At 37.2% G+C, this 11,786-nt stretch carries 8 protein-coding genes, 15 tRNA genes and 1 rRNA gene; all 24 read right to left on the reverse strand.

The annotated features are described in order from the left end of the window. Positions 1 to 198 precede the first annotated feature (198 nt). Positions 199 to 1,710, reverse strand: coding sequence for an arabinosylfuranosidase ArfA (arfA, locus tag A8L44_RS05440; protein WP_066102838.1), 1,512 nt, complete (start codon positions 1,708 to 1,710; stop codon positions 199 to 201). 59 nt (positions 1,711 to 1,769) lie between these two features. Further along, positions 1,770 to 2,027 carry a hypothetical protein gene (locus A8L44_RS05445; RefSeq protein WP_066102841.1) on the reverse strand — a complete coding sequence of 86 codons (258 nt, stop codon included), beginning with the start codon at positions 2,025 to 2,027 and terminating at the stop codon, positions 1,770 to 1,772. 245 nt (positions 2,028 to 2,272) lie between these two features. Beyond that, positions 2,273 to 2,932 (reverse strand): DUF624 domain-containing protein, encoded by a 660-nt coding sequence (locus tag A8L44_RS05450; protein WP_066102844.1) that lies wholly within the window; start codon positions 2,930 to 2,932, stop codon positions 2,273 to 2,275. 27 nt (positions 2,933 to 2,959) lie between these two features. Continuing rightward, positions 2,960 to 3,802 (reverse strand): carbohydrate ABC transporter permease, encoded by an 843-nt coding sequence (locus tag A8L44_RS05455; protein ID WP_066102847.1) that lies wholly within the window; start codon positions 3,800 to 3,802, stop codon positions 2,960 to 2,962. After that, positions 3,802 to 4,743 (reverse strand): carbohydrate ABC transporter permease, encoded by a 942-nt coding sequence (locus A8L44_RS05460; RefSeq protein WP_217491074.1) that lies wholly within the window; start codon positions 4,741 to 4,743, stop codon positions 3,802 to 3,804. The genes A8L44_RS05455 and A8L44_RS05460 overlap by 1 nt, the downstream gene beginning before the upstream one ends. 91 nt (positions 4,744 to 4,834) lie before the next feature. Beyond that, positions 4,835 to 6,178, reverse strand: a complete 1,344-nt coding sequence (locus tag A8L44_RS05465) for an ABC transporter substrate-binding protein (protein WP_066102853.1) — start codon at positions 6,176 to 6,178, stop codon at positions 4,835 to 4,837. A gap of 1,100 nt (positions 6,179 to 7,278) precedes the next feature. Beyond that, a complete protein-coding gene (codA, locus tag A8L44_RS05470; protein WP_066102856.1) occupies positions 7,279 to 8,544 on the reverse strand; it encodes a cytosine deaminase in 1,266 nt (421 codons plus the stop codon). Next, a complete protein-coding gene (gene codB, locus A8L44_RS05475; protein ID WP_066102859.1) occupies positions 8,528 to 9,802 on the reverse strand; it encodes a cytosine permease in 1,275 nt (424 codons plus the stop codon). The genes codA and codB overlap by 17 nt, the downstream gene beginning before the upstream one ends. A gap of 382 nt (positions 9,803 to 10,184) precedes the next feature. Next, a tRNA-Leu gene (locus tag A8L44_RS05480) sits at positions 10,185 to 10,266 on the reverse strand. A gap of 7 nt (positions 10,267 to 10,273) precedes the next feature. Continuing rightward, a tRNA-Cys gene (locus A8L44_RS05485) sits at positions 10,274 to 10,347 on the reverse strand. A gap of 8 nt (positions 10,348 to 10,355) precedes the next feature. Further along, a tRNA-Gly gene (locus A8L44_RS05490) sits at positions 10,356 to 10,430 on the reverse strand. 7 nt (positions 10,431 to 10,437) lie between these two features. After that, positions 10,438 to 10,512 (reverse strand) — tRNA-Gln (locus A8L44_RS05495). Between the two features lie 52 nt (positions 10,513 to 10,564). Continuing rightward, positions 10,565 to 10,640 (reverse strand) — tRNA-His (locus A8L44_RS05500). A 9-nt stretch (positions 10,641 to 10,649) separates the two neighbouring features. After that, positions 10,650 to 10,723, reverse strand: a tRNA-Trp gene (locus tag A8L44_RS05505). 8 nt (positions 10,724 to 10,731) lie between these two features. Then, positions 10,732 to 10,815, reverse strand: a tRNA-Tyr gene (locus A8L44_RS05510). Between the two features lie 11 nt (positions 10,816 to 10,826). Further along, positions 10,827 to 10,899 (reverse strand) — tRNA-Thr (locus A8L44_RS05515). Between the two features lie 45 nt (positions 10,900 to 10,944). Continuing rightward, positions 10,945 to 11,020: transfer RNA gene (locus A8L44_RS05520), tRNA-Phe, on the reverse strand. Positions 11,021 to 11,036: 16 nt separating this feature from the next. Next, positions 11,037 to 11,113, reverse strand: a tRNA-Asp gene (locus A8L44_RS05525). 5 nt (positions 11,114 to 11,118) lie between these two features. After that, positions 11,119 to 11,192, reverse strand: a tRNA-Met gene (locus tag A8L44_RS05530). Positions 11,193 to 11,219: 27 nt separating this feature from the next. Further along, positions 11,220 to 11,295: transfer RNA gene (locus A8L44_RS05535), tRNA-Val, on the reverse strand. A gap of 8 nt (positions 11,296 to 11,303) precedes the next feature. After that, positions 11,304 to 11,378 (reverse strand) — tRNA-Glu (locus A8L44_RS05540). An 18-nt stretch (positions 11,379 to 11,396) separates the two neighbouring features. Continuing rightward, positions 11,397 to 11,488 (reverse strand) — tRNA-Ser (locus A8L44_RS05545). A 5-nt stretch (positions 11,489 to 11,493) separates the two neighbouring features. Further along, a tRNA-Asn gene (locus A8L44_RS05550) sits at positions 11,494 to 11,568 on the reverse strand. An 11-nt stretch (positions 11,569 to 11,579) separates the two neighbouring features. Next, a 5S ribosomal RNA gene (rrf, locus tag A8L44_RS05555) occupies positions 11,580 to 11,696 on the reverse strand. Positions 11,697 to 11,786 lie beyond the last annotated feature (90 nt).

Below are 11,786 nucleotides of genomic sequence, written 5' to 3' on the forward strand. Positions count from 1 at the left end.
TAGATAAACAAAGTATACAACAAAATTAGCTGTCTAATTGAGAAAATGTAGAAATACTTCTTTCTTCTATCGATCTTGTTTTAAATCCACAACTCTCACTCAATTGGTGAACAGCTATAAAGTACTTACTTGCTTCAAATAATACTAGATAAGCAGGCATATTTTCTATTATATTAAAAAAATATGCCATACTTATAATTATCTCTGTTTTGCTAAACGAATTACGTTCCATGACAAGTTCGGCAGAATGGTTATTACCTTACCATTCTCACATTTTGCATTCCCATTGGAATGTGGTTTTACTGTCTCTTTATGTGCTGAATTGGTTTGTTTAATATTTTCATTTTCTAGAACAATATGCTCGATTACTTCATATTCATTAAAATTACGTATATCTACCTCTAGCTCCAAAACTTCTTCAAGATGACGATTAACCGCAAAAATAGTTAATGTATCTTCCTCATCATTATAAACCGCTGTAGACTCTAAATATGGAACGTCCGTAAAATCTTTACTATCGTATTTATCACTAGTAATAATCGGATTTAACGAAATACCCCGTCCATAAACGGAAGTATGCATATAAGGATAGAATATAGTTTGCTTCCAAGCAGGTCCGTTATTTTCTGTCATAATCGGCGCAATGACATTCACTAACTGCGCAAGACAGGCAATTTTAACTCGATCCGCATGCTTCAGCAACGTAATCAACATGCATCCAACTAAGAGCGCATCTTCAAAAGTATATATATCCTCTAATTGAGGAGGAGCAATACTCCAAGGTTCAATCTGTTTATCCTGCTCATTACTGTGATACCAAACGTTCCATTCGTCAAAAGATAGATTTATAGTTTTCTTACCACGTTTTTTCGCCTTAATATAATCAGCAATGGCGACAACTGATTTTATGAAATCATCCATTTCTAAAGATAAAGCTAAATAATTGGATAGGTCATTGTCTCGATTCCCATAATACTGATGAAGAGAGATGAAATCAACATGGTCATATGTATAATCTAATACCGTTGCTTCCCAATCAGCAAATGTAGGCATCGCTCTATGCGAACTTCCACATGCTACCAATTCGATGCTTGGATCTACCCACTTCATCACCTTTGCTGCTTCCTGAGCTATTCTTCCATATTCAGCAGCGGTCTTATGTCCAATTTGCCAAGGACCATCCATTTCATTGCCAAGACACCATGTCTTTATATTATAGGGTTCTTTTACACCATGCGAGATGCGCAAATCACTATAATAAGAGCCTCCAGGATGATTGCAATATTCCACTAAATTTCTAGCTGCATCAATTCCCCTCGTACCTAAATTAACAGCCATATTTACATCTGCATTCACCAATTTAGCCCATTTCATAAATTCATTGGTACCCATTTCATTTGTTTCTGTAGTACTCCATGCAAGATCTAAGCGGTTTGGGCGTTTTTCTTTAGGACCCACACCATCCTCCCAATTATAGCCGGAGACAAAATTCCCTCCAGGATATCGGACTAACGGCACTTTTAGTTCTTTTACTAATTCTAGAACATCCTTTCTAAAGCCATTTTCATCTGCCTGAGGATGAGTAGGCTCATAAATACCTCCATATACAGCTCTGCCTAAATGTTCAATAAATGAACCATATATACGATTATCAATTTCAGCGATTTTAAAATCTTTCTCTAGAATCATTTTTGCTTTATTGGCTGCCATTTACAATCCCTCCATTTTGTTTGTACTAGCCTAACTTATATAAGTACAATATGTTCAAATCAGATCGTTATCATTGCCCATTTTGATTCCCTTGGGTACGGACAAGTCTGACTTTTAAATTTCGCTTGATAATGAATGATTGACCGGCTGTAAGAACAGGTTGTCCCATATTGAAAAGAAGAACATTGTTTGCATATTTCTACCCTTGCTTTATATAATTCATCGGATACAATATTGAACTTATTTAAATCTGCTTCCTTAATTAAAGATTGAATATGATCTTCACTGACTTTGATACTTCCTGAACAGCTTTTCAAATATTTCTCCTATTCATTCTTTCACCTCTTTCAATCTCTACCGTAACGATCGACATGAAATGTCAGTTGTGATAATTTTCGTATTCGCTCAATCCTCCTCCAATTTCTAAATGCTTTCTGGTTTTAAACGATAGATCGGATCATTTCACTTTTAACTCACATTCATAAATTGCCGAATCCCTCACTAAGAGCCATATTTCTTCAACAGATTTCTGTAATATGCATGATAGTATTCTTCAATCTATTTATTGAACATATTTCATTTCAATCTGTAGTAACACATTTCTCACTAACAAGACAGTACACGCTGCAAACATCGGGACTCCCCAAAATATCGCAAAGTTGCCAAAATATTTAAACGATTGATACAGGATAAAGATTAATATAACAATAGATAAAGATTGTACCGGGCGATTGATGACTAAATAAAGGGAGTATTTTATAATGTCTCTCATCCTGATAATGAAGCGGCTATATAGAATGAGTGAATAGACATAACTAATCATTGATAAAAGAAGGATTAAAAATAACATAGGTAACAAATATGCGCCTTTTTCGTTGGAGGCCAGAAAATCAATATCTGCACACAAAATCAGTATTAATACACTGTATGGAATCCATAGTTTTAAGGAATCTTTGAAATCTTTCTTATAGTAATAGAAATATTTTCTCACGACCCTAATTTCAGTTTCAAAAAGCATTTTAAAAATAGTTTGGAATATCGCCCCCATTGTTGGGCCAATTAACAAAAAAGCAATTAAATATAAGGGAAGTGTAATTAAGTGGAATTTTACAAATAGCAATAAAAAAATCAGAATACCACTCGTTAACAAAGCACAAATACCTACCACAAATAAACTCCAGACAATATTTGTAGTTTTGATTAAAAAGCTTTTATTTGCCATCAAAAAACACCTCATTTACTGACACTATCAACCTTTTACCCCACCAACAGTCATTCCTGATATAAAAGATTTTTGATTGAATAAGAATAATATAAGTATAGGAATAATAGACATGATCGAGCCCGAAAAGACGATATCATAGTTATTACCATATGGTGTCATTGCAGTTAATAACCCTGCAGGTATAACCAAATTCTCATCTGACCTCATAACAATCAATGGCCAAAGAAAATTATTCCAAGCTCCCATGGAAGTCATAATAGTCATTGCTCCAAAAGCCGGTTTCATCATCGGTACATATATTTGCGAGAAAATACGAAATTCTCCCGCCCCATCTATTCTAGCGGCCTCAGCATAATCATTTGGAATCCCAATTGCATATTGCCTAAAGAAAAACACTGTAGCAGGCGGAACTATTCCTGGTAATATCACCCCTGCGTAAGTATCCATTAAGCCTAAATTTGTAACTAGCTTATATAACGGAATTAATAAAATATCACCCGGAACCATCAACATAATCAAGACAAGCATAAAAATAAAATTTCGGCCTCTAAAACGATATTGCGCCAAACCATAACCTACCATTGAACAAAAAATCAGTACTAAAACTGTTTGTATAATTGTTATTAGTGCACTATTTTTAAACCAGGATAGAAATATACCATTATTATTAGTAAACAATTTTCCATAGTTACTAAAGTTGATACTGGATAAATCTATATGTATATTTAAACCCTGTGCAAAAATATCTGAGGATTCTTTAAAGGAGGAGACTAACATAAACCAAAAAGGAATCAGTATAATAAATCCGATAACACTAAGTATTAGGGTTGTGATCAAGGTTGATACTCTTTTTTTGGCCTTCATCATTAATCCTCCTTAAATAAGCCTCTTACTGAAACTTGAATCAAATTTATTGCAACCACAATCACAAACATTATTACTCCAAGCGTACATGCATACCCGAAATCCCCATCGCTAAAGGCTGTTTTGTAAATATATGTTAAGAAAGTTGTTCCAATATTATCTGGAGACTGTGCTCCCCAATACACATAAGTTTCATTAAATAATGAAAAGCCTGCGAGTATAGATATAGTTAAAACATAAGTAGTAATTGGTTTAATCATTGGCAATGTTATACTTTTAAATTTATCCCATTTACTTGCGCCATCAATTTCAGCGCATTCATACAACTCCCGTGGGATATTTTGTAACCCAGATAAAAAATAAATCATATTTACACCAAGCCATCTCCACACACATACTATTACAAGTGCAAACATAGCTGTCCCTGAATTATTAAGCCAATCAATCGGACCTATGTTAAGGTAACTAAGCCAACTGTTGAATACTCCAGTAGGTTCTTTGCTGAAAGCAAATTTAAATACCAGCCCTACAATTACCGTAGATGTTAATACTGGTATAAAGAAGATTGATCTAAAAAAATATTTATATTTAGTATTTTTATTATTCATCACTATAGCCAGCAAGAGTGGTAATGGAATTAAAATTAAAATAGTCCAAAATGTATACCTGGTAACGTTCCATAAAGCTTTGTAGAATACAGGGTCTGTAAACAACCGCTTATAATTCTCTAAACCTATAAATGTCGTTTCATCGAAACCTGAGATTCTTTGGAAACTCATAATAATCGAATTTATAAAAGGGTATAAAGAAAACACTAAAAATACAATAATAAACGGGGAAACAAATAGATATGGAGCTACCTTCTGCATATTTATTTTCTTTTTTTCTCTTTTTAATGGATTTTTGCTCTTTGGACTTATTTGTGCCGTAATATCGTTCGTCATCTTCATTCCCCCTTATCCCTCTTCATACAAAAATGTTATCCAACAAATTAAGAAGAGAATGTTCCCTCCTTAATTTGTTAGATTACAAACATTATTTACCTGCTTTAATTCGTTTATTGGCAGATTTATCAACAGCATCCAAAGTTTTTTGTACGTCCGCCTGTTTAGTCATCATTTTTGGCATACCATTCGTGAGTAACTCATCAATAATAATCGGATAACTATTATGGGTAAAACTTAATGTTCCTACCTCATCCTTCAATACTGCCATTTGTTTAAAAATATCAGTTCCGAAATAATCTGTGTATTTGTTCGGTTTTTCCATTTCAGGACTCAGCCATACATCTGATCGAATTGGATCAAAACCAAGTATTGTCCAAGTCTTAATAGATCCTTCTTCACTGGCCTTGGATTCAACTACAAATTTCTTAAGTAAATCTTTATCATGCGCTTGATTTGTGACAACTGTAGCTGTTCCTCCAAGTCCCGCCGAACGGAGATCTCCCTCTTTAAATATTGGTAAACCCTGGATTTTTATTTTTCCGCTTAATTTAGGCATAAAGCTTACCATACGACTCATATACCACGCTGGCATGACCACTGAAGCATACTTACCTTTATTAAAGGCTGCATAATATTCTTCAACATCTTGATGGCCGCCTTCTGCCGTTTTAGCAATTTTATGTTTGTAGACCATATCTTGAAGAGTTTGTACAGCAGTTACACTGGCTTCCTCGGATAAAATAGACTTATCATCTCTTACCATATCTGCTTTCTGTTGAGCAACCATTGCCGTATATACAAATTGGGAACTTGTTTCTACAGAAGTCATATATATACCCGTCTTTTCTTTAACCACTTTCCCTGCTTCCACATAGTCATCCCAAGTTTTAATAGTGGATGGATCTACCCCCGCTTTTTTCATGATATCCATATTGTAATAAACAAGAGTTGTCCCTACATGATAATCCAGACCATAGACTTTGCCATCTACCGTATAATTATCTGTGCGTCCTTTTACTAAGTTTTCATTATATGGTTCTACTTCATTTGTAATATCTTCAAATGGAGGCTTGTTTGTTTTCGTATATTTAGCGAATTGTCCAATCTCGACGTCCGCGATATCTGGAGCACCATTACCAGAATTTAATGCTACCTGTAACTTTTGATTCATCTGATCAAAAGGAAGAACATTTATTTTTAAATTAATTTGTTCATCAGGATGATTTTTATTCCAGGTTTCAGCTGCATCTTTCCAATAATCAGCATGTACTTGTACAAATGTCCACATGGTATATTGAGCTTTTCCATCTTTTGTTTTAGCATCAGAAGGGGAGTCACCTGAACTACAGCCAGCCAATGAAAAGGACAAAACCAGTATTAATGCCAAAACAAGAGTCATTATCTTACGTTTACCAGCACTTAACACGCTCATTCTATACACCTCAATTTTTATGGTTTATACTCATTTGAACCTAGTCAATCCTTTAAATTACAAGTTATTTATAACCTCCTTTAGTCTTTTACTCTTTTAAAACAAGCTCTATTATTGTAAGCGTATTCATTTTTTACCATCATATTCCACTCGTTTGTACAAGTCAACTTACTTTTTTAATATTTTGAATATTAAAAAAACAACTCGGTAAATAACGTTCCATTCGATTACTACTAATCATGCGGATAGTGAGTAAATGTCCAACATTCATATACCTTACTCATCGTCAATTAATCTGAATTCAGTTACGAACATCATTAAAACTATTATTTTCCATTTTCTAATGCGAGAGAATCCTTCATTTTGATAAAATATAATTATAAAATCGTTCATTAAGGAAGATATGAAAAACATAACTTCTATGAATCAATCTCAATTAGAAAGAAAATTTCTAAGATCATCGATAAGAATTTTGATTATGGAGTCTTTTTCCCCTATGGACCTACAGGAAGTGGTGGATATCCCACTGTAGTTGCTTTTATAAAAATTGAAAGCGAACTAAGCAGGAAAGAATTATATATTTACTATTATGAAAATACATTACCAGAAAATGATGAGGTTAAATTTGAAATATATTTTGAGGATAGTCAGAAAAAGAGAGAAGTTGATGGGAAAGTCTTTTATGAACGTAGTGGAGGCCCTGGTTCTTTATCATCTGAGGTAACAAAAGGAGAAAAAACTAAAGCCATCATACAAATCAAAAAAGAATTCAGCCATCCATCCCACTCAATATTCGGATAGACTAAGAATTTGTCCTTGGCTTTTTTATATTACATAAAGATTAACCTACCTTCTTCAAGGATTTTCCACAATCCGGAAGATGGCACTACGTTTCATATATAAATTTCTTTTTTTGATAACTCCCGTGTTTAATTTCATTTTCGAACTTTCTCTTATGTTTCAGAGCCATTTATGTATCTTTTAACCGCTTCAATACGTTGTTCATCATATACATTCACTCAAAAAATCCCCTGAAGAGGTAAATCCGTGTCTACCGTTTCAGGGGCAGTTCATTAACTGATGATAGTCTTCACTTTTCCTTACATAAAGGTAATGTTCTTTTGACCTTGCAGAAAAACATTCGTCTCACGGGGCTTCGTTTCAGCAATCACTTTACCGTTTCGAACAGAGTATAGAACCTCTGCTTGCAGGCGAAGGGCATGGTAACCATCTTCCGCATTCAGCACAACGAAGTTTGCTGGATTTCCTTCTGCAATACCGTAATTTTTAAGGTTCAATGCTTTAGCACTATTACCAGTCACAAAACGTAAACTGTTTGCAATATCACTATAGCCCATTAACTGTGAAGCATGTAAGCCCATATGCAATACTTGGAGCATATTCCCGTTTCCGATTGGATACCAAGGGTCCATAATATCATCATGACCGAAGCAAACATTTAATCCATTTTGATCAAGCTCTTTTACGCGTGTTAAGCCACGGCGTTTTGGATACGTATCAAAGCGCCCCTGCAGATGAATATTCACTAATGGATTGGCTACGAAGTTCAATTCGGCAAGTCCTAGTACACGCATTAATTTATATGTGTAAGTATCATTATAAGAGCCCATTGCCGTCGTATGACTTGCTGTAACACGACCTTGGTACTCATTCATAATCGTTTCACGTGCTACAACTTCCACATGGCGAGACTGCTCATCATCAATTTCATCACAATGAATATCAATCGGCTTGTCATATTTCATGGCCAATTTAAAAATCTCGCGAACCGATTGAACTCCGTCTTCACGCGTAAATTCAAAGTGAGGGATGCCCCCAACAATATCAGCACCCATTTTTAAGGCTTCCTCTACCAGTTCCAGCCCATTTGGATAAGATATTAGACCTTCCTGCGGGAAAGCGACAATTTGTAAATCAACAAAGTCTTTCATTTCTGATTTCACTTCAAGCATAGCTTCTAATGCTATTAAAGAAGGATCCGTTGTATCGACATGTGTACGCACAGCACCTATTCCGTTAGCAATTTGCCAGCTAAGGGCTTTCTTTGCACGCTCTTTTACATCCTCTTTTATTAAGGAATCTTTGCGTTCAGACCAACATTGAATACCTTCAAATAAAGTCCCACTTTCATTCCAACGTGGTTGGCCTGCCGTTAAAGTAGTATCTAGATGAATATGAGGTTCAATAAATGGCGCACAAACCAGCTTTCCACTTAGATCAATTGTTTCACAGCTGTCAAATTCACCTGTACCTGCCTCAACAATCTTTAAAAATGAACCATTTTCTATTAGTAAATCCCAAAGGCCTTCTCTTCCGAAGATTGCAGCATTAGCCCACTTTTTCATAATAGCATCCTACCTCCTCTTCCCTTACCGTAACAACTGTTGTTTTCATTAGCTTAACAGCAACTACATAAACAATTCCTGTAATCAATAATGTGTTTAGTGAAGCGATTCCCGGCAATGTTAACCCCGAGATGACACCAACAGCCCATGCAATGATGGCTGGAACATGTACTTTTGCAATGTTTGCCTGCTCATACTGAATATATTGTCTTTTTTGGATAAAGAAGAAATCCACAATAATAATTGATCCAATAGCCGGCAGAGTGGATCCTAGGAATGTCAGCCAGCTTGTGAAATTGTTATAAAGTACGATGGCAAATACCGTACCAATCGTACCGTTCATCATAACCATAAATACCTTTGGCTTCTTGAACATGGTTGCAAAACCAAGTCCAGATGCGTACAGGGAGTTATCGTTTGTTGTCCAAATGTTTAATCCGAGCACTAAAACAGCCGGCAATAGTAAGCCTTGTGAAATCATTACATCTGAAATATCATTGTGACCGGTTGCTATTACACCAATCGCACCAAATAGGAACATTAATGTATTTCCTAAGAAAAAGGCAATGACAGTTGTTGTTACAGCATGTTTTCCTGATTTTGCATAGCGTGCAAAGTCGGGTGTTAATGTACCACCACTAATGAATGAACCGATTGTAATCGTTAAAGCTGCTGCTAATGTTAATGAAGTTTCAGGTTTATAAGCAATGAGCGCTTCCATTCCTCCCATATCTGAAATGGCCATTCCTGCACTCGTTGATCCAAAAATCACAATAGCCGGTACAGCGATAAAACTTAAGATTGTTAAAGCTTTCATACCGAAATAAGCAGTTGCTGTCATTAAAATCCCTGTAATGATGACAATCGGTACCAGTGGGAGGCCAGTTAATTTAGAAACCGGATAGGCAAACATTCCTAGCCCTACACCAAACCATCCGACTTGGGTTGCAGATAACATGAATGAAGAGATATATGCTCCTTTTTCACCAAAACTATATTGTGCCAGTAAGTGAGTCGATAATCCTGTTTTTGCTGCAATATAACTTAATGCACCGGTAAATGCTCCTAATATAAGGTTTCCTAATAAGATGACACCAATCAACTGCATAAATGTTAATCCTTCACCTAATGATCCACCAGCCCACATACTTGCTGAATAGAATGTGAAGCCAAGCATAACAACAAGCATTTTCAGAAAGCTGTTACGTTTTGCTTCAGGTACTGATTGAAATGAAAAATCTTTGTCTTTTAATTGCATTTTGTTTCCTCCCAAGTTATTAGTCTTGGTGAGCAAAAAAAACCACTTGCCATAAAGTGACAAGTGGAAGGTGTCAGAAATAACCGTATTATTCACACAATAATATATTATGTGTATAAATACGTTCTCCAAACAAAGTATCGCCCACCTTGTCAGCCTCTCTGGACTGCTCTTAAAGGTTCTTAATTTAAATTAAATCTATATTAACAGATTATCTCAGATAGTCCAATGGTAATAGATGGAGGGATTTGAAGGGAATGTATAAAGATTCCGGTATCTATTTCGATTTGCTACTCTTATACAAAAAAAGACTCCCAAATGTTTTAATTCAACATTTGGGAGTCTTTTTAATGATTAATCTTGGCAAGAATTAATCTGATGATACCGGTGGTCGGGGTCGAACCGACACTCCTCACGGAACACGATTTTGAGTCGTGCGCGTCTGCCAATTCCGCCACACCGGCAAGATTTTGGAGGCGGCAACCGGATTTGAACCGGTGATAAAGGTTTTGCAGACCTCTGCCTTACCACTTGGCTATGCCGCCAAATTTGTTGGAGCGGAAGACGGGGCTCGAACCCGCGACCCTCACCTTGGCAAGGTGATGTTCTACCACTGAACTACTTCCGCATTAAGTTGGCTGGGCTAGCAGGATTCGAACCTACGAATGACGGAGTCAAAGTCCGTTGCCTTACCACTTGGCTATAGCCCAACAATTAAATTTATTAGTTAGTATAAGCTATTATTCGAGTTTAATCTAAAAATGGGGCGACTGATGGGAATCGAACCCACGAATGTCGGAACCACAATCCGATGCGTTAACCACTTCGCCACAATCGCCATATTTATTGGCAGGGGCAGTAGGAATTGAACCCACACTGGAGGTTTTGGAGACCTCTGTTCTACCTTTAAACTATGCCCCTATAATGAATGGTGGAGGGGGGCAGATTCGAACTGCCGAACCCGAAGGAGCGGATTTACAGTCCGCCGCGTTTAGCCACTTCGCTACCCCTCCGATATTAAGAGTGCCGGCAAGAGGACTTGAACCCCCAACCTACTGATTACAAGTCAGTTGCTCTACCAATTGAGCTACACCGGCATAATATTTAGGAAAAATCATTATCTGTTAAATTTTAATTAATAATGGTGGCTCAGGACGGAATCGAACCGCCGACACAAGGATTTTCAGTCCTTTGCTCTACCGACTGAGCTACTGAGCCAACTTCATTATGTAAATGGCGGTCCGGACGGGACTCGAACCCGCGACCTCCTGCGTGACAGGCAGGCATTCTAACCAACTGAACTACCGGACCATTTATTGCGGGGACAGGATTTGAACCTGCGACCTTCGGGTTATGAGCCCGACGAGCTACCAGACTGCTCCACCCCGCGCCAATGTGAGTGTGATACTAGTTTTTATGGTGGAGGATGACGGGATCGAACCGCCGACCCTCTGCTTGTAAGGCAGATGCTCTCCCAGCTGAGCTAATCCTCCACATTAAATGGTGACCCCTACGGGATTCGAACCCGTGTTACCGCCGTGAAAGGGCGGTGTCTTAACCGCTTGACCAAGGGGCCAATTATTGTGAGTTATTATGGCGGAGAGCAAGGGATTCGAACCCTTGAGACAGCGTTGACCGTCTACACGATTTCCAATCGTGCTCCTTCGACCTCTCGGACAGCTCTCCATTTATGGCTCCGCAGGTAGGATTCGAACCTACGACCGTTCGGTTAACAGCCGAATGCTCTACCACTGAGCTACTGCGGAATAATTATAATGCCTGGCGACGTCCTACTCTCACAGGGACTCGCGTCCCAACTACCATCGGCGCTGAAGAGCTTAACTTCCGTGTTCGGAATGGGAACGGGTGTGGCCTCTTCGCCATCGTCACCAGACGATTTTGTCAGCGACATTTATTATTATATCGTATTTCTGACATTTTTCAAGAGAAATTTTAAAGAAATTTTATCTTTTTTTCGTTCTCT

Origin of the sequence: Bacillus sp. FJAT-27986, assembly GCF_001685035.1 — a bacterium.
GTDB lineage: Bacteria > Bacillota > Bacilli > Bacillales > Pradoshiaceae > Pradoshia.

Bases quoted from the DNA above. Each gene is read 5' to 3' on its own strand.
- codB (WP_066102859.1), bottom strand. From the start codon at position 9,802: ATGCAATTAAAAGACAAAGATTTTTCATTTCAATCAGTACCTGAAGCA.
- A8L44_RS05460 (WP_217491074.1), bottom strand. From the start codon at position 4,743: ATGACGAACGATATTACGGCACAAATAAGTCCAAAGAGCAAAAATCCA.
- arfA (WP_066102838.1), bottom strand. From the start codon at position 1,710: ATGGCAGCCAATAAAGCAAAAATGATTCTAGAGAAAGATTTTAAAATC.
- A8L44_RS05450 (WP_066102844.1), bottom strand. From the start codon at position 2,932: ATGGCAAATAAAAGCTTTTTAATCAAAACTACAAATATTGTCTGGAGT.
- A8L44_RS05455 (WP_066102847.1), bottom strand. From the start codon at position 3,802: ATGATGAAGGCCAAAAAAAGAGTATCAACCTTGATCACAACCCTAATA.
- A8L44_RS05465 (WP_066102853.1), bottom strand. From the start codon at position 6,178: ATGAGCGTGTTAAGTGCTGGTAAACGTAAGATAATGACTCTTGTTTTG.
- codA (WP_066102856.1), bottom strand. From the start codon at position 8,544: ATGAAAAAGTGGGCTAATGCTGCAATCTTCGGAAGAGAAGGCCTTTGG.